Origin of the sequence: Gracilimonas sp. (genome assembly GCF_040218225.1) — a bacterium.
Classification (GTDB): domain Bacteria; phylum Bacteroidota; class Rhodothermia; order Balneolales; family Balneolaceae; genus Gracilimonas.
The window spans coordinates 88,843-109,867 of the sequence record NZ_JAVJQO010000002.1 but is presented as its reverse complement, the minus strand read 5'-3'; the positions used below and the strand labels follow the sequence as shown (position 1 = coordinate 109,867).

The 21,025-nt window shown below is 41.7% G+C and carries 23 protein-coding genes; 13 read left to right on the top strand and 10 right to left on the bottom strand.

The window, feature by feature from the left end; translation table 11 throughout:
- Nucleotides 1-12 precede the first annotated feature (12 nt).
- The 6 genes from RIB15_RS00525 to RIB15_RS00500 are packed head-to-tail and all read left to right on the top strand — an operon-like array spanning nt 13 to nt 4,954.
- Nucleotides 13-909 carry an HlyD family secretion protein gene (locus RIB15_RS00525; protein ID WP_350200188.1) on the top strand — a complete coding sequence of 299 codons (897 nt, stop codon included), beginning with the start codon at nt 13-15 and terminating at the stop codon, nt 907-909.
- Nucleotides 910-921: 12 nt separating this feature from the next.
- Nucleotides 922-1,056, top strand: a complete 135-nt coding sequence (locus RIB15_RS00520) for a hypothetical protein (protein ID WP_350200187.1) — start codon at nt 922-924, stop codon at nt 1,054-1,056.
- A 5-nt stretch (nt 1,057-1,061) separates the two neighbouring features.
- Nucleotides 1,062-1,985, top strand: a complete 924-nt coding sequence (locus tag RIB15_RS00515) for an ABC transporter ATP-binding protein (protein ID WP_350200186.1) — start codon at nt 1,062-1,064, stop codon at nt 1,983-1,985.
- Nucleotides 1,978-2,721, top strand: a complete 744-nt coding sequence (locus tag RIB15_RS00510) for an ABC transporter ATP-binding protein (protein ID WP_350200185.1) — start codon at nt 1,978-1,980, stop codon at nt 2,719-2,721. The genes RIB15_RS00515 and RIB15_RS00510 overlap by 8 nt, the downstream gene beginning before the upstream one ends.
- On the top strand, nt 2,718-3,827 hold the full coding sequence (locus RIB15_RS00505; protein WP_350200184.1) for an ABC transporter permease: 1,110 nt from the start codon (nt 2,718-2,720) through the stop codon (nt 3,825-3,827). The genes RIB15_RS00510 and RIB15_RS00505 overlap by 4 nt, the downstream gene beginning before the upstream one ends.
- A complete protein-coding gene (locus RIB15_RS00500) occupies nt 3,824-4,954 on the top strand; it encodes an ABC transporter permease (RefSeq protein WP_350200183.1) in 1,131 nt (376 codons plus the stop codon). The genes RIB15_RS00505 and RIB15_RS00500 overlap by 4 nt, the downstream gene beginning before the upstream one ends.
- A gap of 59 nt (nt 4,955-5,013) precedes the next feature.
- Here RIB15_RS00500 and RIB15_RS00495 read toward each other — a convergent pair whose 3' ends face one another.
- A complete protein-coding gene (locus tag RIB15_RS00495) occupies nt 5,014-5,709 on the bottom strand; it encodes a TIGR04283 family arsenosugar biosynthesis glycosyltransferase (RefSeq protein WP_350200182.1) in 696 nt (231 codons plus the stop codon).
- 87 nt (nt 5,710-5,796) lie between these two features.
- Between RIB15_RS00495 and RIB15_RS00490 the strand changes: the two genes are divergently transcribed.
- Complete coding sequence (locus tag RIB15_RS00490) at nt 5,797-6,576, top strand: DUF547 domain-containing protein (RefSeq protein ID WP_350200181.1); 780 nt, start codon at nt 5,797-5,799, stop codon at nt 6,574-6,576.
- On the opposite strand, the gene RIB15_RS00485 is transcribed toward RIB15_RS00490, so the two are convergent.
- The 3 genes from RIB15_RS00485 to RIB15_RS00475 form a co-directional block, all read right to left on the bottom strand.
- The gene (locus tag RIB15_RS00485; RefSeq protein ID WP_350200180.1) at nt 6,573-7,775 is read right to left on the bottom strand and encodes a GAF domain-containing sensor histidine kinase; all 1,203 of its coding nucleotides are present in this window, start codon (nt 7,773-7,775) and stop codon (nt 6,573-6,575) included. The genes RIB15_RS00490 and RIB15_RS00485 overlap by 4 nt on opposite strands.
- A 13-nt stretch (nt 7,776-7,788) precedes the next feature.
- On the bottom strand, nt 7,789-8,679 hold the full coding sequence (locus RIB15_RS00480; protein ID WP_350200179.1) for an SMP-30/gluconolactonase/LRE family protein: 891 nt from the start codon (nt 8,677-8,679) through the stop codon (nt 7,789-7,791).
- An 86-nt stretch (nt 8,680-8,765) separates the two neighbouring features.
- Nucleotides 8,766-9,452 carry an LCIB family protein gene (locus RIB15_RS00475; protein WP_350200178.1) on the bottom strand — a complete coding sequence of 229 codons (687 nt, stop codon included), beginning with the start codon at nt 9,450-9,452 and terminating at the stop codon, nt 8,766-8,768.
- A 387-nt stretch (nt 9,453-9,839) separates the two neighbouring features.
- On the opposite strand from RIB15_RS00475, the gene RIB15_RS00470 reads away from it, so the two are divergent.
- Entirely contained in the window at nt 9,840-11,651 is a 1,812-nt protein-coding gene (locus RIB15_RS00470; RefSeq protein ID WP_350200177.1) for a DEAD/DEAH box helicase, read from the top strand.
- A 182-nt stretch (nt 11,652-11,833) separates the two neighbouring features.
- Here RIB15_RS00470 and hisI read toward each other — a convergent pair whose 3' ends face one another.
- The 4 genes from hisI to folE form a co-directional block, all read right to left on the bottom strand.
- A complete protein-coding gene (gene hisI, locus RIB15_RS00465; protein ID WP_350200176.1) occupies nt 11,834-12,316 on the bottom strand; it encodes a phosphoribosyl-AMP cyclohydrolase in 483 nt (160 codons plus the stop codon).
- 95 nt (nt 12,317-12,411) lie between these two features.
- Nucleotides 12,412-12,687, bottom strand: coding sequence for a membrane protein insertion efficiency factor YidD (gene yidD / locus RIB15_RS00460; RefSeq protein ID WP_350200175.1), 276 nt, complete (start codon nt 12,685-12,687; stop codon nt 12,412-12,414).
- On the bottom strand, nt 12,687-14,150 hold the full coding sequence (cysS, locus tag RIB15_RS00455; RefSeq protein WP_350200174.1) for a cysteine--tRNA ligase: 1,464 nt from the start codon (nt 14,148-14,150) through the stop codon (nt 12,687-12,689). The genes yidD and cysS overlap by 1 nt, the downstream gene beginning before the upstream one ends.
- Nucleotides 14,151-14,155: 5 nt before the next feature.
- Nucleotides 14,156-14,863: a GTP cyclohydrolase I FolE gene (folE, locus tag RIB15_RS00450; RefSeq protein ID WP_350200173.1), complete on the bottom strand. Its 708-nt coding sequence runs from the start codon at nt 14,861-14,863 to the stop codon at nt 14,156-14,158.
- A gap of 190 nt (nt 14,864-15,053) precedes the next feature.
- On the opposite strand from folE, the gene RIB15_RS00445 reads away from it, so the two are divergent.
- Nucleotides 15,054-15,362: a Dabb family protein gene (locus RIB15_RS00445; protein ID WP_350200172.1), complete on the top strand. Its 309-nt coding sequence runs from the start codon at nt 15,054-15,056 to the stop codon at nt 15,360-15,362.
- A gap of 43 nt (nt 15,363-15,405) precedes the next feature.
- A complete protein-coding gene (locus RIB15_RS00440; RefSeq protein WP_350200171.1) occupies nt 15,406-15,681 on the top strand; it encodes a Smr/MutS family protein in 276 nt (91 codons plus the stop codon).
- On the opposite strand, the gene RIB15_RS00435 is transcribed toward RIB15_RS00440, so the two are convergent.
- Entirely contained in the window at nt 15,678-16,253 is a 576-nt protein-coding gene (locus tag RIB15_RS00435; RefSeq protein WP_350200170.1) for an acyltransferase, read from the bottom strand. The two genes, RIB15_RS00440 and RIB15_RS00435, sit on opposite strands and share 4 nt — an antisense overlap.
- A 121-nt stretch (nt 16,254-16,374) precedes the next feature.
- Between RIB15_RS00435 and RIB15_RS00430 the strand changes: the two genes are divergently transcribed.
- From RIB15_RS00430 to RIB15_RS00420, 3 genes are all read left to right on the top strand, one after another.
- Nucleotides 16,375-18,204, top strand: a complete 1,830-nt coding sequence (locus RIB15_RS00430; RefSeq protein ID WP_350200169.1) for a MutS-related protein — start codon at nt 16,375-16,377, stop codon at nt 18,202-18,204.
- Between the two features lie 237 nt (nt 18,205-18,441).
- The gene (locus RIB15_RS00425) at nt 18,442-19,002 is read left to right on the top strand and encodes a YceI family protein (RefSeq protein ID WP_350200168.1); all 561 of its coding nucleotides are present in this window, start codon (nt 18,442-18,444) and stop codon (nt 19,000-19,002) included.
- Between the two features lie 44 nt (nt 19,003-19,046).
- Nucleotides 19,047-20,285 carry a hypothetical protein gene (locus RIB15_RS00420; protein ID WP_350200167.1) on the top strand — a complete coding sequence of 413 codons (1,239 nt, stop codon included), beginning with the start codon at nt 19,047-19,049 and terminating at the stop codon, nt 20,283-20,285.
- 132 nt (nt 20,286-20,417) lie between these two features.
- Here the strand turns inward: RIB15_RS00420 and RIB15_RS00415 are convergent, their stop codons facing one another.
- Nucleotides 20,418-21,017 carry a YceI family protein gene (locus RIB15_RS00415; RefSeq protein WP_350200166.1) on the bottom strand — a complete coding sequence of 200 codons (600 nt, stop codon included), beginning with the start codon at nt 21,015-21,017 and terminating at the stop codon, nt 20,418-20,420.
- Nucleotides 21,018-21,025 lie beyond the last annotated feature (8 nt).

Below are 21,025 nucleotides of genomic sequence, written 5' to 3'. Positions count from 1 at the left end.
ACAGGAAAAATCATGAGAAACAGAAAAACAAAGATATCGATAGCACCATTGGCAGCACTCATTGTTCTGTTAGTAGGATGCAGTTCTGACCCAAAATCGGATGCTTACGGGCAGTTTGAAGCCGATGAAATAACCATCTCCTCTGAATCTTCAGGAGTACTTAAAAGCTTTACGGTAAAAGAAGGGATGAAATTGGAGAATGGACAAAAAGCAGGGCAGGTTGATTCAACTCAATTATCGCTTCGAAAGAAAGAGCTTCATGCTTCTGTTCGGGCAGTCAGAACCAATATTTCAAAGCTGGATGCCCAGGCTGCGGTTTACGAAGAGCAGCTTCAAACGGCTAAAAAAGACTTGGATCGTTTCACAAACCTGAAGCAAAATAATGCAGCAACTCAGCAGCAGATTGATCAGGCAGAGGGACAGGTAAATGTGCTACAGAAACAGATTACTTCGGTGAATGTTCAAAAGCAATCGGTATATGCAGAGCTGGAAACGCTGAAGACCAGAATCGCCCAGATTCAGGATCAGATCGAAAAGACAGAGATTATCAATCCGATTTCAGGTACGGTGCTTTCAAGTTATGCACAACCTGGCGAACTGGTTTCAACGGGCAAGCCTCTGTATGAGATCGCCAATCTGGAAGAAATGATATTGAGAGTTTATGTATCAGGAGCCCAGCTTCAGGAAGTGATCTTGGGCAACGAGGTTGACGTTTTAATTGACAAAAATATAGAAGAGAATGAATTGCTTAGCGGAGTGGTACGGTGGATCGCCTCTGAAGCTGAGTTCACTCCCAGAATGATTCAAACCAAAGAAGAACGGGTTACGCAGGTATATGCGGTTGAAATTTCGGTACAAAACCCGAATGGCAAGCTAAAAATTGGCATGCCCGGGGAAGTAAACTTTTAAACTTAGAAAAACATGCTTTGTCACGAATCATATAGAAAAGAATCTGCATCGACACCAGTGATGGCCCGAATCAGGAAGCTGGATGAAACTATTGAAGAAAAAGTACAGGCTGTTATATCTGAATTTGAGAAAGTATATCAGGATTGAATAACGTGGTTAACATATCGTCGGTTTCCAAAGCATTTGGAAAGGTTCAGGCCCTTAGAGAGATCTCTTTTCAGGTTAATGAGGGAGAACTTTTTGGGGTGATTGGTCCGGACGGTGCCGGAAAAACAACCTTATTTCGAATTCTGAACACATTGCTGGTTCCTGATGAAGGTTCCGCAACGGTGCTGGGTAAAGACGTAGTTGAAGATTATAAAGAGATTCGTCCGCTTCTTGGGTATATGCCCGGAAGGTTTTCACTGTATCAGGATTTGACAGTGGAAGAAAACATGAACTTTTTTGCTTCGGTTTTTGGAACCTCTATCGAACAGAATTACGAGCTGGTGAAGCCAATTTACAGTCAGCTTGAGAAGTTTAAAACCCGGCTTGCCGGAGATTTATCAGGAGGGATGAAGCAAAAACTGGCTCTCAGTTGTGCTCTCATTCATAAGCCCAGGCTATTACTGCTCGACGAACCCACTACAGGAGTTGATGCCGTTTCCCGTAAAGAATTCTGGGAAATGCTGAAGATGCTTAAAAAAGAAGGGATAACCATCATTGTGTCAACTCCATATATGGACGAGGCAAATCTTTGTGAACGCGTAGCTTTGATTCAGGACGGTGAGATCATGAAAATTGATACACCCGAGGCCATTGTAGATGATTTTGAGAAGCCACTGTTGGGCATTCGTGCTGAAAATACGTACAAGCTACTTAAAGCTCTGCAAGCTTATCCTAAAACCCATTCAGTGCACCCTTTTGGAGAAAGTCTTCACTATACAGAAAAGGGAGGTTCGCCAAACCTGGTAGCTTTAAAAACCTATTTATTCGATCAGGGACTTAGGGATGTGAACATAAGAACCATCAAACCTGACATTGAAGATAGCTTTATGCAACTGATGCTTTCCAAAGCAGAGGGGGCTCATGTCTGATTTTGCCATTCAAACCGAAAAGCTAACCCGGAAATTTGGAGATTTCACGGCCGTGGATAACATCACTTTTGAAGTAGAACAGGGAGAGATTTTCGGATTTCTTGGAGCCAATGGAGCGGGCAAAACCACAGCCATGCGCATGCTCACCGGGCTTCTGACACCGACTTCAGGTAAAGCTTCTGTCTCTGGGAATGATGTTTATACACAGGCAGAGGCTATTAAAAAGAATATTGGCTATATGAGCCAGAAGTTTTCGCTGTATGATGATTTGACATCTGAGGAAAACATACAGTTTTATGGAGGTATTTATGGGATTCCAGATAAAGAGCTGGATACCAAAATGAATGAAGTTATAGAATCGGTGGGGTTAGGGGAGGTCCGTAAGAAACTGGTTCGTTCCCTGCCTCTGGGCTGGAAGCAGAAACTGGCTTTTTCCATTGCAATACTTCATAACCCGAAAATTGTATTTCTGGATGAGCCAACCGGTGGCGTAGATCCGGTAACCCGGCGTCAGTTCTGGGAGAAAATTTATGAAGTTTCTGATCAGGGTATTACTGTTTTCGTGACTACCCATTATATGGATGAAGCCGAATATTGCGATCGTATTTCTATCATGGTGGATGGCCGTATGGATGCTATTGGTTCACCCCGGCAGCTAAAGCAAGATTTCAATGCTGATTCTATAGAAAATGTCTTCATACAACTTGCTCGCGGAGCGCAAAGGGGGGATGGATGAATTCATTTTCAGGTTTTGTTATCAAAGAGTTCAAGCAGATATATCGCGACAAGCGCACGTTGACGGTTCTTTTCGGTATGCCGGTCATCATGCTGGTGCTGTTTGGCTTTGCCATTCGGAATGAAGTTACCAATGCACAAATAGGGATTCTGGATCTTTCAAAAGATGAAGTGACCCGTACAATAACGCAGAAGCTGGGAGCTTCGGAGTCGTTTGAGATAAGGGCTTACTTACAAAATTATGAGGAAGTGGAAGGACTTTTTCAGAAGGGAAATATCAAAGAAGTGGTTGTATTTGAACCGAATTTCAAAGAGAAATTAGTTAGAGAAAACAGGGCTGATGTTCAAATTATTACCGATGCTACCGATCCAAATCTCGCCAACCTTGTTCAGTCTTATACATCAAATATCATCCGGGATTATGTGCATGAACTAAATAATATTGGTCATGTTCAACAGGCTGGATTAAATACCGAAGTCCGGATGATGTATAATCCGGAACTTCGAAGTGTGAATTTATTTGTACCCGGATTGATCGCGGTCATTTTAATGCTCATTTCCGCTCTGATGACTTCCATCTCTATCACGCGTGAGAAAGAGCTGGGAAATATGGAAATTTTGCTGGTTTCTCCCCTCAAACCCCGGCATATTATTTTGGGTAAGGTTTTGCCGTACCTGGTGCTTTCAGTAGTAAATGTAATCACTATTCTGGTATTGGCTCGGTTTGTATTTCATGTACCGTTCCAGGGTTCGTATTTATTATTTTTTGCAGAATCCACGCTATTCATCATGACGGCACTTGCTCTGGGTGTTTTTATATCATCGGCAGCCAATAACCAGCAAACAGCCATGATGGTTTCTCTGGCTGGACTTCTTCTGCCCACCGTTTTGCTGTCAGGATTTATTTTTCCTGTATCCAGCATGCCGGTGCCTTTGCAGTGGATTTCACATGCTATTCCTGCAAAATGGTTCCTGATTATAGTGCGGGGTATCATGCTGAAAGGATCGGAGTTCCTGTTTATTTGGAAAGAAACACTGATTTTGGTTGGGATTACGCTCTTCTTTATGGCTTTAAGCCTGAAGAAATTTAAAGTGAGGCTACAATGAGAATAATCCGTGTACTTCTTCGAAAAGAGTTTCTGCAAATATTTCGCAATAAAGCCATGTTGCCTATACTGTTTGTGATGCCTGTGGTTCAGCTACTGGTGCTTTCTTTTGCAGCAACCTATGAACTTAAAGAGGTTGATTTTGCCCTGGTGGATATGGATCAGTCGAGTTTGTCCAGAGAGCTTACATCGAAGTTTCAGGCTACCGGCTATTTTACATTAGAGCTGGAAACTTTTGATCAGGGTGAAGCCCTTGAAGCTATGGATGCTGGCCTGATTAAGATGATCATCCGGATTCCCCCCGATTTTGAACAAGAGCTATCAAGTGGACAGCCGGTCAATCTTCAGCTCATAATCGATGCAGTAGATGGAAGTACAGCCGGACTTATTCAGTCCTATAGCGCTTCTATTTTAGGTGATCTTAATGCTGCTAAACTGGCTGAGCTAAAGATGGAACAAGCAAACCAATCAATGCATCAGGCCAAAATGATCAATATCATACCTCAGAACTGGTATAATCCGGACCTTGACTATATAACCTACATGGTGCCGGGAATTCTGGTGGTACTGGTTTCCATGATTGGAGTGTTCTTATCTGGTATGAACATAGTACGGGAGCAGGAGATAGGGACCATTGAACAGCTTAATGTGACTCCGATCCGTAAATACCAATTCATGATTGGAAAATTACTTCCATTTTGGGTGATTGGAATGGTGGATCTTCTGATAGGTCTCGCTTTGGCCCGATATGGATTCCAGATTCCTTTTTTGGGAAGTCTGGCTACGGTTTTAGTAGTAGCGGGAATCTTCCTGATCGTTATTCAGTCGCTGGGTCTGCTTATCTCTACCATGACCCACACCCAGCAGCAAGCTATGTTCATTGCCTGGTTCCTGATGGTGATATTTATTTTGATGGGCGGGCTGTTTACCCCGATTGAAAGTATGCCTGAATGGGCTCAAAACCTAACTCTCGCAAATCCGGTAGCTTACTTCATCAAGATTATGCGGATGGTTTTACTGAAAGGAGCCGGCTGGAAAGAAATTCAGTTTATGGTTTATACATTGATTGGTATGGGAAGTGTTCTACTGATAATTTCCATCAATCGTTACAAGAAAACCTCGGGCTGACGTTCGAATAAAGAATATCCAACACTCAATATTGAATATTCAATGTTGGATATTTATTCTTAATCAAACTTGGGATGTACAATCAGGTTTTTGTAGGCATGTACCATGGTTTCCTGAGAAAGTCCGGCGAAGTACATCATAAAAATAATCAGATTGGCAAAATTTACGCGTAAATACCCATTATGATCATATTTTCGGGCAGATACGGTTGCATTTTTTGGAATGATCTTAAAACGGGTTTTGGACTGGATTTTCTGAATCAGATCGTAGTCTTCCATAATCTGGAAATCTTCCCGAAAACCTTCCAATTCATTAAATAAATCACGGGTAATGAATAAGGTTTGGTCACCACCCCGGCACATAAGCCGGTCAAATCGAGTGCAAAAAGCATTGATTTTAAGCAAGGGGTGAGCCTTGTCAAACTGATAGCGATAACAACCTGATCTGTAACCCTGTTCAAGAGCTTCCAGTATGTCAGCCCCAAAAGAAGAGGGAGGAAGAGTATCCGCATGTACAAAATAAAGGATGTCTCCCGAGGAGTTTTCTGCCCCATAATTCATTTGCCGGGCCCGGCCTTTTTGTGGAGATTCCAAACAGGTAATTCCTTGCTGCCGAACTATCTCTGTTGTATTGTCAACACTGCCGCCATCAACAACCAATAGTTCATCTGAATTGCATTTAGCGTCGTTCAAATGAATCAACAAATCCAATATGGTGTTTTCTTCGTTATATGTAGGGACAATGATGCTTAACATTCAAAAGTAAGATTAATCGACCTTGATCAGTCAATACGAAGTGTTTGGTATTTCAGATGTACGTTAATATTCGAAAAGAAAAGCAAAATGAAGAATTTATTTTTAAGCATAATTTTAGGTTTGATGGCCGTGGGAAATATTCATGCACAGGATTCTCTGTCGTACGCAGAACTATCTGTTCAATTGATTGAGAACCTTAGAAATGGACAGCCTACAGAAGCCATCGTGGAAAAACTGGCGAGTGTATCAGAGAAAAAACTGAAAGAAGACCTGAACACCGAAGGAAAGCAAAAGGCTTTTTGGCTGAATGTGTACAACGCTTACGTACAGATTATACTTTCAGAAAATCCGGATTTATTCAAGGATCGTGACTCGGTTTTTGGATACAATTTCTTTTCATCACCTCAGATAACCATCGCCGGAAAAGATATCAGCTTTGATGACATCGAGCATGGAATCATCCGCCGATCAAAAGTAAAGATATCAGGAGGATATGCCAGCAATCCTTTCCCGGGAAGTTATGAAAAGAAATTCCGATGGGATGATGTAGATCCGCGGATTCATTTTGCCCTTAATTGTGGCGCAAAATCCTGCCCTTATATAGCAGCCTATGATCCGGATCGGGTTAACGAGCAGCTTGACATCACTACCAAACAATACCTGGAAAGAACCACAGATTATTATCCGGAAGAGAACAGGGTGGTGGTGAATAAACTAATGAGCTGGTTTAGGGCAGATTTTGGTGGCAAGAGCGGGGCTATTAAGATGCTAAAAGAATATGAGATTATACCCCAGGATGCTGATCCTTCTCTGGATTTTAAAGCATACGACTGGACGCTGGAGCTTGGTAACTATAAAGAAATTTAAAGCGGAATATTGACGGTAATTTGAGTTCCGCTTCCCTTTTTGGATTCGATATGCAGTGAACCTTTAACCGATTCTACAAGGTGTTTAGCAAGCTTAAACCCAAATCCAAAACCTCGTTCGTTTCCGGTACCTTCCGTTGATTTAGCCTGATCGCTCATAACCATATCAATCTGGTCTTTGGTCATTCCAACGCCATTATCCTTAACGGTAGCAATAAGCTCTAAGTCAGGTTTTTTGATATCCAGACCAACCTTAACCTGTCCTTTTTCCGGGGTGAACTTGATGGCATTGGAGATTAGATTACCTAAAATCTGCAGCAGTTTATGCTTGGGAAATGCCAATCCCTGATGACCATTATTAATCTCAACTTGATAAGATATCGACTTATTAATCGCCTGTGGTTTGTACAGGTCTTCCAGTTTTTTTTGCAGTACCTCTAGTGTCAACTGGTTTTTCTGAAGCTTTGTCTGGCTTGTTTGCTCTTCGTAATTGCTTAGAATTTCATCAGCCAAATCGAGTACAGAACGACCCCCTTTATTAATCAGCTCCAACAGCTGCATAAATTCGTCCATTTTGCTTTCTTCCGCCTGATCGCGGAGTATTTCGGCTATACCAATAATTCCGCCAATAGGTCCGCGTATATCATGACTTACTTTACGCTGAATTTCTTTGAGCTCATCCACATTGTGTCGCATAAGCTTTAATTTGTGTTCATATTCAATGCGTGTAATCACTTCATTCGCAATGATTTTAAGGAAGGCCTCTTTCTCAGGAGAAAGTTCGTGTTCATCTGTATCCATCACGCACATGGCTCCGATTCTGTGTCCGTCAGGGGTTTTAAGTGGTACTCCAAAATAATACCTGATATGTGGGTCGTCTGTGACGTAATCCTTGAATTTAAACCGATCGTCTTCGGTCATATCTTCTACTTCAACGGCTTCATCGTCTAACACTACATACTGGCACACTGTGTCTTCACGAGGGGTTTGTTGGATATCAAGTCCAAAGTTGGAGACCGTCCATTGGGTAGTGGTGTCAAGAAGATTAATCAGAGAAATAGGGGTTCCGGCAACATGAGCTGCCAGCTTTGTTAAATCATCTAATTTCCCATGAATTTCAGAATAATCGATGTCATACTCAGAAAGTTTGAGTGCTCGCTCAAACTCATTATTGGGAATAGGAGCCGGAGAGTCGGACATAAAGTATCTAAGCTTATTTTTTTGTGAGATTCCAGATGTCTACGCGATCTAATGCAATATACGGAACTGCCACATGATTCAGATTGGTATTAATTCCTATATCGGCGGGTCGTCCCAAAGTTTTAATCAGAATTGTGCTTTCAGAACCATCAAAATAGCGGATGCTGGAGTCTTGTTGGCTTGCTGCCAACAAGTTTGACTGCAGGAATTCAATTCCGTCAAAATAGCCACCGTCGAGAATTCCATATTCAGTAAGTTCTTCAGAATTGCCAAAGCTTCTGAAAGTTTGATCACCACCCCAGGGAGCAAGTACAAATTGTTGATTCTCCGGATTAAGCGTGATTCCATTTGGTGCTTCCGGCAGCGAGTCTAAAAATATGGAATGTGTATCGGCTTCAATTCTGAAAACACGATTAGAGCCGGTGTCAGTAACAAAGAGGGTTCCCTCAGTATTGGCTGAGACATCATTTAAGAACCCAACTTCAAACTCAGAGAAGTCAATAAAATCGGTTTGTTCACCGGTTGATTTATCAAAACCATGAACACCTAATACATCCGCAGCCCATAGCGTGTTATCAATAATGAACATCCCACGGGGAGCGTGAAGAGGGGCGCCATTGGTTCCTTTCATAAATTTCAATTCGAGTATATTTCCTTCAGCATCAGCTTTTGTAATGAACCCTGTTGAGTCCTGAGTATTCCCTCCGCCAGTGAAGTTGGAAATGAAATACACATTCTGTTCAGGATCATAACGAACAGCCTCAGGGCCATCCAATCCTTTTATAGTATAGACGATATTGGTTGAGTCCTGAACAGTATCCCAATCAATATTAGTTGTTTTGTGTCCACCAGACCTACAAGAAACGAATAACCAAATTATAATGATCAGTAGATATTTATACATGATAAGCAGTATTGAATGAAAGTTTATAGCTGAATCATAGGCTCAAATGTAATCCAAAACCAAATAAATGAAGTAAATGGTCACTTTCAGGAATTGAATACGGATATATCTCTTATTTCAAAGTAATCTTCCTGATCATAATCAGTATTTATTACGATTCCACCAATCAATAGAACCGGACTATCACCAAGATTTTGCTTGCTGCCAGAGATAATATCTGTGAGCTCTCTCTTAATTTGGTTATAGGCAATATTGGTAACTTCTTTAATCTGGTCATCTGCTTTTTTAATATCCTCGTAATTTTCAATAAGCAGTTTATTTACCTGTCCCTGTTGGTAATCATCATGAGAAATGTTAAGTACGTTGCCAGATTTTACATTCTCAAGTCCTGCAATTAAAGAACCGCAACAGGTGGTGTTTCCGGATTGACCTTCACGATGTAATTCTCCGGTTTTGCCCTCACTTGATACCCCGATATGCGGGCCGTATACAATAACAGCTCCACCATTTTCAGGGATATGGCTGGCAAAAGCTCCAAATCCGGTTTTGCCTGTAAAGGGAATGCCTGAAATTCCGCCAAACCGAAAAGGTCCGGGGCCAGCAAAATGTTTACTAATCATATTGAAAGTATTGTTCACCTCATCACTACAAATAGAAGTTCCCCAAATACACTGCTCGGGATTCATATCATGCTTTTTAGTCTCATTAAGGATGGTTTCTTCTAAAGAAGTAAGAGATTTTGCCTTTGGATAGTGTTGTGTTATGTACTGCATTTTATGATTTATGATTGTGTTTTTACATTTTAAGGGTGAATAATCTAACCATATCGTGAGTAAATTTTTTAGTTAAAAAAATTATTATCCGCAGCGTTCCTGTCATTCTCTATCAGCTTCATAAAGAAAAGATTTTTCGGAAAGATTTCATATCAGAAGGATTTTATTCGTACTTTTAAGGCTTACTGAATTTGTGAGTTCGCGATAAGACTGGAACAAACCCATTTTCGAAAGAAAATCTTTCAGGTTTATAGAACCTTGCTGGCCTTTATGAATCAAGCAGTCGTGCTTGCCTCTTGTCATTAGCTCACCTTACCAAATAATGATTCCGGGCAAGTTAACGCGCAGCACAAAATTCTTTGTACGGGATAAAACTGAATATAATTTATGTCATCGTTCAAAGAACTGGGCTTATCGCCCGAAATATGTCAAGCTGTTGCAGATCTTGGCTTTGAAACTCCAACCGAAGTACAGAAACGGGCTATTCCCACTATTCTGGCTTCTCAGCGCGACCTGATTGCGCTTGCCCAAACCGGAACCGGTAAAACCGGTGCATTTGGAATGCCGGTACTACAACAAGTTGATGCTAACTCAGACAACGTTCAGGTATTGGTGCTTTCACCAACACGTGAGCTTGCCATACAAATAGCCAAAGACCTGAAGTCATACGCCAAGCACCAAAAAGGAATTAAAACCGTTGCGGTTTATGGTGGTGCAAATATCTCTACTCAAATTCGTGCACTGAACAACGGTGTACAAGTTGTAATTGGAACTCCCGGCCGTATGCTGGATCTGATTCGCCGGCGTAAGCTGGATGTCAGCAATGTGCGCTCGCTGGTACTTGATGAAGCAGATGAAATGCTGAATATGGGATTTCAGGATGATCTGGATGCGATCTTAGCTGACACACCGAAAGGAAAGCAAACCCTGCTTTTCTCTGCCACGATGCCAAAGCAGATTTCCAAAATGGCTCATAAGTACATGAACAATCCGGAAGAGATTGAAGTGAATGCCCGTAACTCAGGAGCACTGAATGTAGAACACCATTACTATATGGTTCACGCCAAAGACCGTTACGACGCTCTTAAACGAATTGCAGATGTAAATCCTGATATCTATGGTATTATTTTCTGCCGAACCCGTCGTGAGACTTCTGAAGTAGCTTCCAAGCTTTCGAAAGAAGGATATAACGCTGATTTACTGAATGGAGATTTATCTCAGGCACAGCGCGATGAGGTTATGAATCGTTTCCGTACCAAAGAATTACAATTACTGGTAGCTACTGATGTGGCTGCGCGTGGACTTGATGTCGATAACCTGACTCATGTAATTAACTACAACTTACCAGATGATCTGGAAGTGTACATTCACCGAAGTGGAAGAACCGGACGTGCCGGAAATAGCGGCATTGCGGTATCAATCATTCATACTCGTGAAATGGGTAGAATTCGTGCACTGGAAAAAATGTCAGGAAAAGATTTCATCAAGCAGGAAGTTCCTAAGGGTGAAGAAGTTTGTGGTGTTCGGATGATGGACATGGTAGACAAACTCAGAGCCACTGAAGTAAACGAAAAACAGATTGAAAAGTACTTGCCACAGGTTTATGAGAAATTAGCTGATCTGGGCTGGCAGGAATTGATTCAACACTTTGTATCCATGGAATTCAACCAGATCCTGGAATATTACGAAGAAGCAGGTGATATCAACGCTTCAGCCGGACGATCCAAAAATAATAATAACCGTAAGAATTCTTCTCGTAAGAGTAATGGAAGAAGTAATTCTGGTGGTAGCGGACGTCATGCAGAAGAGGGTTTTACCCGTTATTTCCTGAATGTTGGAAACCGTGACGGACTTAATCCAGCCCGATTGATGGGTGTTGTAAACGAACAATTGAATGGTAAAAAGCCGAATTTCGGTAAAATCGACATCCAGAATAACTTCTCTTTCTTTGAAGTGGAAGAAGGCTTCGATTCCAAATTGTTTGATGCTGTAAATGGCACTCAGTTTGAAGGCCGGGATCTTTCTGTAGAGCTGGCTAAACCTGATACCGGTGGTTCTTCATCAGGATCATCATCAAAGTCATCAGGGAAATCTTATGGCAAAGGAAAGCGTAAAGGAAAAGGCGGAAGCGAGCCATTTAGTAAGTCTAAAGGCAGCGGAAGAATCAAGAAAAGAAAAAGTCCTGAAGTGTACGCTTAACGGGAATTTGTTTAGATAAAATTAAAGCACAAATCCGGAAACGGGTTTGTGCTTTTTTGTTTTACAAATTTCTGAGTATAGATCTGGCACAAAATACATAAGGTTCCTGCGCAGAGCATACAGAACCGGTATAATGCTGAAATTAGAGAATCAAAGATATTCTAAAGCCCCTGCACCTCTAATCAGAGCTTGGTAGGATTTGGTGCATCTCCATACACTTCTTTTGGATCAAAGACTTTCTCGTCTTCCTCAAAGTGGAGTTCACCGTCTTTCTTCTGGAAATCATCACCGGTTGGTACACTTCGGTAAAAGCAGGAGCGATAGCCTACGTGGCAGCTGGCACCATTTCCCTGCACTTCAACGCGAAGCCATACACAATCCTGATCGTCATCAATACGCATTTCTTTAACGATTTGCGTCAAACCTGAAGTGGCGCCTTTATGCCATAAGGTTTCCCTGCTTCGGCTGTAGTATACTGCTTCGCCGAGCTCAATGGTCTTTTTAAAGGCTTCTTCATTCATGTATCCGTGCATTAAAAGCTCACCGGATTCATAGTCGGTTGTTACAACAGGAATGAGTCCGTCATCCTGAAACTTGGGAACCAGTTCGGTTCCTTCTTCAACTTGTTCTACAGTAATGCGTTTTTTGAATGTGATGTCTGACATAATAAATGGATAGTCATCCTGAGGCTGCTACCGAAGGACCTTCACATGTAAAAATCTTGAAGATTCTTCGCTTTCGCTCTGAATGACTGAATTAACTAAAGTTCAATGTTAGGAGTTTCTTTTTCTGTATTCGATGTTTTTTTGGGAACGGGGTCATACCCATCACCGCCCCAGGGATGGCATCGTCCAATACGTTTAATGCCCATCCAAAATCCTTTTAATGGTCCCCATTCTTCTACCGCTTCAATCATATAACGGGAACAAGTGGGGGAGTATCGGCAGCTTTTGCCTAACCATGGTGAAATGGCTGCTTGGTAAAATTTTACTAAACTTACAATAAGCCAGCTGAATATGTTGCTCAGCAGCCTCATTACTCTATTTCGAAGGTAGTACCTTCTTTGCCATCCATAAGCTGAACACCCAGTTCTTTAAGGTCATCACGAATTTTGTCCGAGAGCTCAAAGTTTTTGTTGGAGCGAGCGTCTTTTCTGATCTCGATCAACAACTCTACCAACTCTTCTGTTAACTGCTCATTTCCACCGGAGTCTTCTTTAGGCCAGATTCCAAGCACTTCTTCTACCACACTGTGCAAGAACACTTTGATAGTATCAAGGTTCGAAGGGATATCGCCATCATTAATTCGCTTGCGGATTTCCTTCAGCTTTTCAAATAAGATTGCGATGGCTTGAGCCGAGTTAAAATCATCATTCATGGATGATTCAAAAGCCTCTTTGAAGCTTTTTAGATCAAATTCATTTCCATCACCTGCTTCTGTTTTTTCAATAGTCAGAATCATAGATTGAAGATTTTTCAATCCTGATTCAGCTCCGGAAAGGGCTTCTTCTGAGAAGTCAGTTGTACTTCTGTAATGGCTTTGAAGCAGGAAGAACCTAATCACTTCTGGTGGCCAGGCTCGGGTCAGAAGTTTATGATCTCCGGTAAAAAATTCATGGAGATTAATGGCATTACCAAGCGACTTACCCATTTTCTGGCCTTCAAGGGTAACCATGTTATTGTGAAGCCAGTATTTCACGAAATCTTTATCGTGAGCACATTCGGCCTGGGCTATTTCGCACTCGTGGTGAGGAAACTGGTTTTCGAGTCCTCCACCATGGATGTCAAAACTTTCACCAAGATATTTGGTACTCATAGCCGAGCATTCTATGTGCCAGCCGGGATAGCCAACACCCCAGGGTGAATCCCATTTCATGATGTGGTTGTCATCGGCTTTTTTCCAGAGGGCAAAGTCTTCAGGGCTTCTTTTATCCGAAGCTGTATCTACCCGTGTGCCCGACTCCGCGTCTTCGGTTTTACGGCCGCTTAATTTGCCATATTCTTTATCAGAAGACACATCAAAATATACATTTCCCTCAACTTCATAAGCATGACCATTATCGATCAGCTTCTTAACCATTGCAATTTGTTCGGGAATATGTCCCGTTGCACGAGGTGCAATATCAGGTCGGAGCACGTTTAAGGCATCCATGTCGCGGAAGTAAGTGTAGGTGTACTTCTCGGCTATTTCCATGGGCTGCACCTTTTCGATACGTGCCTGTTTGCTGAGTTTGTCTTCACCTTCTTCGGCATCATCTACAAGATGCCCGACATCGGTAATATTCTGAACATATCGAACCTTGTATCCGAGATATCTCAGATACCTGAGCACCACGTCAAAAGAAACATAGCTTTTAGCATGCCCGAGGTGGGCATCACCATAAACGGTTGGGCCACAAACGTACATACCCACATGAGGTGGGTTGAGTGGTTCAAACGGTTCTTTCTTGCGGGATAGGGTGTTGTAAACCTGAAGTTGTTGGGTGCCTTTTTCAGCCACAGCGATTATTGAATCTCGGTGTTGGTTGTAATGTAATCAATGAATTTTCGTTGAGTCTCTTCATTCTTGAAGGCTCCGCGGTATTCAGCGGTAACAGTTGTACTGCTCTGATCTTTAATTCCCCGGGTAGATACGCACAAATGCTTACTGTCTATAAATACAGCTACATCTTCAGTCTCTAAAGCTTCCTGTAGTTCATCAGCAATTTGAAGTGTGAGCCGTTCCTGAACCTGAGGCCGTCGGGAATAATAGTCTACAATTCGATTAATCTTAGAAAGGCCAATTACTTTTTTCCCGGAAGAAATATATCCAACATGGGCTTTCCCTATAAACGGAAGGAAGTGGTGCTCACAAAAGGATGTCACCTGGATATTCTTTTCAACAAGCATACCTTTGTAGTCGTAGTTGTTGTTAAACTGACGAGCTACCGGTTTATTTTTGGGATTCAATCCCTCAAAAATTTCTTTTACATACATTTTTGCCACTCGGTAAGGAGTGCCTTTCAGGCTGTCGTCGGTTAAGTCAAGTCCGAGTGCATGCATAATTTCAGCGAAGTGCTCTTGAATGATTTCAATTTTTTCTTCGTCGGTTTTTTCAAAAGCATCTTCTCGCAGCGGAGTCTGGACACCATTACTAATGTGGTCTTCGCCGATTTCTTCGGCAGTGATTTTATCTAAATCCAATGTTTTCAATATTTCTGATTTATAAATCATGGAGAACAGGACGAACCCTGTGCCTTTCAAACAGAACCTCAAAGTTAAGGGTTCCTGCTATTAATTGACAGTAGAAGAACTTCGAACATTGAACAAGGAATTTTGAATGCAGAAGTAATCAATTTGGGATTTTTATGATGTATGATGCATATTCTCAACAAATACGAATAACGAATATCAAAATACCGAAATGATTAAACATATAGTGATGTGGAAGCTTAAGGAAGTAGCTGAAGGGAAAACCAGGGTAGAAAATGCTGGAATAATGAAAGAACTGCTTGAAGTCCTTCCTCAAAAAATCGAAGAATTATCAAGTGCAGAAGTAGGCATCAACATCCTGGAAGGAGAAGATGATGCAATCTGTGATGTGGTTTTGACCACCCAATGTGAAACAGAGGAAGACCTGAATGCTTATGCGGTACATCCCGATCATCAAAAAGTTGTAGATTTTATAAAGAAGGTGGTGACAGAACGAAGAGTAGTAGATTATAAACTGTGAACCGGGAAATGGGAAACTGCCGATAACGAATAAGGAACTCCGAATGAACGAACCCGATCCTATTGAAATACCGATTAACGGAATTCTTGATCTGCACCTGTTTAATCCGAACGAGCTCGGAGATTTAATTCCGGATTATATAGAAGCTTGTCTGGAGAAAGAAATCTATTCGATCCGAATAATACATGGGAAGGGCAAAGGAGTGTTGAGAAGAACGGTGCATAGCTTGTTGGACCGGAACCCACATGTACAATCATATAGCCTAGCTAGCGATCGAAGCAGCTGGGGAGCAACAGTAGCTGAACTAAAGAAGGGCTAGTCTTCTATTTTGGAGACTTTGCCTCCATGCAACTGATATTTATCGCCAGATTCCGGGCAAGTAGCTCGGCCATCATCGCCAAATTCCAGGCGATGTCCATATTCGCTGACCCACCCAATTTGTTTGGCAGGATTGCCTACCATCAAAGCATACGGCGGAACCGGTTTGGTGATTACAGCTCCGGCGCCTATCAAACAATATTTTCCCAATTCATTTCCGCAAATTACGGTGGCATTAGCCCCGATGGATGCACCTTTCCGCACTTTGGTTTCCACGTATTCATCCCGGCGGACAATCGCACTTCTAGGATTTACGATATTGGTAAAAACCATAGATGGCCCCAGAAACACATCATCTTCACAAATTACTCCTGTATAAATCGATACGTTGTTCTGGACTTTAACATTACGACCGAGTTTCACTTTGGGAGATATGACTACATTTTGACCAAGATTGCAGTTTTCTCCCAGTTCTGAATCCGGCATTACATGCGTAAAATGCCAGATTTTAGTTCCATTTCCGATTTTAGCTCCGTCGTCAATAACAGCCGTTTCGTGTGCGAAATAATCCATATGCCTTTATTTAATTCGAGTGGATATTAGCAATTGTTTTGCTGTACTGAAAGTGAAGTAAGTTTTTGGGTGATTCTTTTTTTATCCTCAGACTCCAAAATAAAAATGCGGATGTTTACTTATGGATCAAAAGAATCTGAAAGAGTTATTTGAACGGCACTGTAGTCGCATCGATTTCAAAATCGAACAATTGAAAGACTGCAGCAAGAAGTTTTCCTGGCTAAGGGCTATTGTATTTCTGCTGATCGTGGCATTCGGATATTTCACAGCCGGTTTATTAAATGACTATATATATATGCTTGGTCTGATAGGCGGGGTAGGAGGTTTTTTGTTTCTGGTAGATCGGCATTATAAAGTCCATCAGTCCATTGAAAAATTTGGCTATCTGAAGGAAATCAAGAAAGAGCATATTGCGCGGTTGGAGTTAAACTGGAAGGAAATTCCTTCCCGGAGGTTTGAAGCTGATATTAAAGATCACGCCTATGCTAAAGATTTAGATATCGTTGGGCCCTATTCATTGCATCATCTGCTGGACACTTCGATTTATGAGGGAAGTACAAGGCTTTTATTGGACTGGCTGATGAGAGAAGCTCCGGATAAGAAAGAGATCACAGAGCGTCAAAAGTTGGTTAAAGAACTGATTCCTCTGCAAGGATTCCGGGATAAACTAGCGGTGATTGGTAAATACACCGTTATGCATACTTCCGAAAAAGACTGGACCATGGATCGCATGCTCGCTTGGTTGCGGAAGCCCGCCAGAAAAGGCTTTATGGTGCCTCTTGTATTACTTTCTTTACTTTCGCTATCAAATATAACATTGGCCATATTAGCATGGATAGGGATAGTGAATCCAGTTTTTCCGGTCATAACGCTGGTATTGTACTTAAGCATCTACAAGTTCAATAGCGATAAAATTTCGGGTTTATTTGAAGCTGCCTATCAAATGGATAAGCTTTTGGGGCGTTTTCGGGAGCTGCTTTTGCAGGTAGAACAATTCAGGGTGACTAAAAGCGAAAGCCTGAAACAATTCCTGGAGGTATTTCACAATTCAGAAACCAAGCCCTCTTATTACCTGAAGAAAGTGGAGAAGCTTACCGGGGCAGCATCACTGCAGGCAAATCAGGTAGTTTGGCCGTTAGTGAATCTGGTTATACCATGGGATATGTATTACTCCATGAAGCTCGAAAATTTGAAGGAAGAACTGGAACCAAGGCTTTCGAAGTGGCTGGATGTTTTCTATGAACTGGAGGCGCTTAATTCAATAGCGAATTTTGGGGCGTTGCATGAAGAATATAATTTCCCGGACTTAACCAACGACAGCCAAACCCTATTTGAAACGAAAGAAATTGGTCACCCTTTAATTCCATCAAGCCAAAAAGTAACCAACAATTTTATAGTGAAAGAGGATAAAGACCTGTTTCTGATCACCGGCTCTAACATGGCTGGCAAGAGCACCTTTCTGAGGACGATAGGTATCAATCTATGTCTGGCATTTGCAGGTGCCCCGGTTAATGCAGCCTCGCTAAAGACCAATTTGTTCCGAATATTTACCAGTATAAATGTAAAAGATTCTCTTGAAGGAGGATTGTCCCATTTTTATGCTGAGGTGAGACGGCTTCGGACTTTACTTAATAAGCTAGAAAGTGAGCATGAGCTTCCGCTTTTCTTTTTTGTGGATGAAATTTTTAAAGGGACAAACAACAGGGAGCGGTTTCAGGGGAGTACGGCATTTCTAAAAGAGATTGCAGGGAAGAATGGAGTCGGTATGGTATCCACGCATGATTTGGAATTAGCATCCTTGGAAAAAGAAATACCTGAGTTAAGTAACTGGCACTTTGCAGAAACCATTGAAGGTGGGAAAATGAGCTTCGAGTATAAGTTAAAGAAGGGGCCATGCCCAACCACAAATGCCCTCAAGATTATGGAGTTGGAAGGCCTGCCTGTAAAGTAAATAAATAGGCATTGACTTAAGAGAGAAATGCTTTTCTGAATTTGTTTTAAAAATTCTTTTCAGGACTTCATATAATCTTCATAAATCCAAAATTATTGTGAACGCTAACTTGTTGGGGTTGAATGACTTGAACGTAGAAAAAAATATTTTTTTCTTCACAATCCCTTCATGAAAATGTGATTTCTTTATTGTGAGTTAAATAAAGAACTCAAATAAATAAAACCTAAAGAGGTCGACATGTTAAAAACAACAGTTTCATTAATCACTACGCTTCTGATTAGTACAGCATTGTTTGCACAGTCTTATACAATAGCTCCCCAGGAAAGTAAGGTTACGGTAACCGGTACTTCCACTATTCACGATTGGGAGTCAGCTGCTGAAGAATTTTCCGGTTCAGCTACCATTAATATGGAAGAAGGTAAACTCGTTTCTATTGAGGGCCTGACTTTCAATGTATTGGTAGAAGGAATTAAAAGCGGAAAAGGAGGCATGGATAAGAAAACATATGATGCCCTTAATGAGAAGAAACATCCGAATATTGTATTCAAGCTAAATAATATAGCTGAAATCAATGCGGATTCCCTTGTTGCCAACGGTTCACTTACTATTTCTGGAAAAACAAACGACATCCAGATGAAAGTAGGCTATGAATTGCTGGAAGATGGTACTATTACCTTCAAGGGATCAAAAGCTTTAAAAATGACAGACTATAACGTTGATCCTCCTACAGCCATGCTTGGTACTATAAAAGCCGGCAATGAAGTAGAAGTACATTTCGACGCTAAATTTGTCCAGTAACAAACTAACTAACCAACAACCAAACAACACTAAATCCTAAGGTCATGAAATCTCAAGCCAAATATATCACAGCATTTCTATTAGCCTTTATCATGGGTGTGAGCTCAGCTTATGCCCAGCAGAAACCACTACAATACTTCAGAGCTCCAGGACAGGCTGGCGTGAATGTATTCGAAACTCCTAAAACTACAGACGTTGAATTTGACGGATTGTATGTTCGAGTGGGAGGCGACTTCGCTCTCCAATTCCAGGGAATTTCCCAGTCTAACGAAGGTGATAGCCTTGCTGAATTAGGCAATAACTTTAACCTGCCTACAGCTAACCTGAACTTAGACGTCCAATTAGACGAGGGTGTACGTATGCACCTGAGAACTTATTTGTCATCTCGCCACCACACAGAATCTTATGTTAAAGGTGGATACATGCAGATTGACAGACTAGACTTTATCTCTGAAGATTTTGCCGAAGGTTTGATGGACTATCTGACCATTCGTGTAGGTATGGACCAAATCAACTACGGTGACGCACACTTCCGCAGATCAGACAACGCTGCTGCTATCTACAATCCATTTGTAGGAAACTACATTATGGACAACTTCACCACAGAGCCTTTCATGGAATTCACTTACCAAAACTCAGGCTTCCTTGGTGTAATAGGTGCAACTAACGGTCGTTTGAATCAAAGTGTTACTTCTTCTGATGAAGGTATTGTCCTGTTCGGTAAATTAGGATACGACAAGCAACTGAATGAAGACCTCCGTTTCCGTCTCACAGGTTCTTTCTACAACAGCTCTGAAGAAAGTACAAGAGACTATATCTACGGTGGTGACCGTGCCGGTAGTCGTTACTATGCTGTAATGGAAGGCGGTGACTTCTCAGGCCGATTCAACCCAGGATTTGCTACACAAACAGCATTCCAGATCAACCCCTTCGTAAAATTTCAGGGACTTGAGTTCTTCGGAATCTTTGAAACTACAAGCAACAATGGCGATGCTGGTGGATCTTTCAATCAAATAGGAGCTGAAGTACTCTACCGATTCGGTGCTAACGAAGACATTTACATCGGTGGTCGTTACAACATGGTAAGCGGCGAAGTATCAGATGCTGCTGCAACTCAGGAAATCAGCCGAATCAACTTTGGTGGTGGCTGGTTCATGACTGAAAACGTACTGACCAAACTCGAGTATGTATCACAATCTTATGATGGTGACGGCTGGAACACCAGCCTCTACAACGGTGGCGAATTTAGCGGAATCATGTTAGAAGCTGTGATAAGCTTCTGATATACCGACCTCATAGGAAAAGGGTGCGCTGTGAAAGGCTCGCCCTTTTTTTGTGAAATAGTTTTTGATTTAGAACCGTCATTTGGAGTATTCCAGCTGGCGGTTTTTTATTTGTTGGAGCTTAAAGACAAATCATGGGTCCAGGCGAACGACCAGGTCAAATACAATCTCCAATTCATCACTGACCTGAACAAGCCCAAACAGTGGGGAGGGGGGCGTAAGTCCAAAATCAGTCATATAAAGAATTTTGCTACCGCCGACTATTACACGGTCTTCCATACTTGAAAAAGCATTAAGCGGAACATCATAACCGCGTTTAACTCCTGCAATGGTAATGGTGACTTTTGCAGTTGTAGGGACAATATCTACAGAATCTTTCAACACCAATTCATTTAGTACAATTTGAATAAATGGATACTCTTTGTATTTCAGGGTGCTGCGGAAATCACGGTTGATAGCTCTCTTTCCACAATCAAACTGGCTGACTTCAAGGAAAAGATCCACTCCATCTACAGTTATAGTGTCAGCCGTAAAGTAATAGCTGAAATCGAGAGAATCTTGCTGCAGTTCATGTTCCGACTGGCAACGGAAATCATTCACATTTGATTTTCCATTAATGCTTAACTTACTCTCATTACTTAAACGTACTTTTCCATTTTGAGCATGTGATAGAGCAGGAAGCATGCACAAAGCCGGAATCAAAATTGTTTGAAGAACCTTTCTCATACTCATAGTTTTAG

What these genes read in the sequence shown, in the direction of transcription:
- RIB15_RS00425 (WP_350200168.1), top strand. Translation starts at nt 18,442, where the DNA reads ATGTTAAAAACAACAGTTTCATTAATCACTACGCTTCTGATTAGTACA.
- RIB15_RS00475 (WP_350200178.1), bottom strand. Translation starts at nt 9,452, where the DNA reads ATGCAGTACATAACACAACACTATCCAAAGGCAAAATCTCTTACTTCT.
- RIB15_RS00430 (WP_350200169.1), top strand. Translation starts at nt 16,375, where the DNA reads ATGGATCAAAAGAATCTGAAAGAGTTATTTGAACGGCACTGTAGTCGC.
- RIB15_RS00420 (WP_350200167.1), top strand. Translation starts at nt 19,047, where the DNA reads ATGAAATCTCAAGCCAAATATATCACAGCATTTCTATTAGCCTTTATC.
- RIB15_RS00415 (WP_350200166.1), bottom strand. Translation starts at nt 21,017, where the DNA reads ATGAGTATGAGAAAGGTTCTTCAAACAATTTTGATTCCGGCTTTGTGC.
- folE (WP_350200173.1), bottom strand. Translation starts at nt 14,863, where the DNA reads ATGATTTATAAATCAGAAATATTGAAAACATTGGATTTAGATAAAATC.
- RIB15_RS00495 (WP_350200182.1), bottom strand. Translation starts at nt 5,709, where the DNA reads ATGTTAAGCATCATTGTCCCTACATATAACGAAGAAAACACCATATTG.
- RIB15_RS00525 (WP_350200188.1), top strand. Translation starts at nt 13, where the DNA reads ATGAGAAACAGAAAAACAAAGATATCGATAGCACCATTGGCAGCACTC.
- RIB15_RS00500 (WP_350200183.1), top strand. Translation starts at nt 3,824, where the DNA reads ATGAGAATAATCCGTGTACTTCTTCGAAAAGAGTTTCTGCAAATATTT.
- yidD (WP_350200175.1), bottom strand. Translation starts at nt 12,687, where the DNA reads ATGAGGCTGCTGAGCAACATATTCAGCTGGCTTATTGTAAGTTTAGTA.
- RIB15_RS00520 (WP_350200187.1), top strand. Translation starts at nt 922, where the DNA reads ATGCTTTGTCACGAATCATATAGAAAAGAATCTGCATCGACACCAGTG.
- RIB15_RS00490 (WP_350200181.1), top strand. Translation starts at nt 5,797, where the DNA reads ATGAAGAATTTATTTTTAAGCATAATTTTAGGTTTGATGGCCGTGGGA.
- RIB15_RS00480 (WP_350200179.1), bottom strand. Translation starts at nt 8,679, where the DNA reads ATGTATAAATATCTACTGATCATTATAATTTGGTTATTCGTTTCTTGT.
- RIB15_RS00440 (WP_350200171.1), top strand. Translation starts at nt 15,406, where the DNA reads ATGAACGAACCCGATCCTATTGAAATACCGATTAACGGAATTCTTGAT.
- RIB15_RS00485 (WP_350200180.1), bottom strand. Translation starts at nt 7,775, where the DNA reads ATGTCCGACTCTCCGGCTCCTATTCCCAATAATGAGTTTGAGCGAGCA.
- RIB15_RS00470 (WP_350200177.1), top strand. Translation starts at nt 9,840, where the DNA reads ATGTCATCGTTCAAAGAACTGGGCTTATCGCCCGAAATATGTCAAGCT.
- RIB15_RS00510 (WP_350200185.1), top strand. Translation starts at nt 1,978, where the DNA reads ATGTCTGATTTTGCCATTCAAACCGAAAAGCTAACCCGGAAATTTGGA.
- RIB15_RS00505 (WP_350200184.1), top strand. Translation starts at nt 2,718, where the DNA reads ATGAATTCATTTTCAGGTTTTGTTATCAAAGAGTTCAAGCAGATATAT.
- RIB15_RS00435 (WP_350200170.1), bottom strand. Translation starts at nt 16,253, where the DNA reads ATGGATTATTTCGCACACGAAACGGCTGTTATTGACGACGGAGCTAAA.
- RIB15_RS00445 (WP_350200172.1), top strand. Translation starts at nt 15,054, where the DNA reads ATGATTAAACATATAGTGATGTGGAAGCTTAAGGAAGTAGCTGAAGGG.
- hisI (WP_350200176.1), bottom strand. Translation starts at nt 12,316, where the DNA reads ATGTCAGACATCACATTCAAAAAACGCATTACTGTAGAACAAGTTGAA.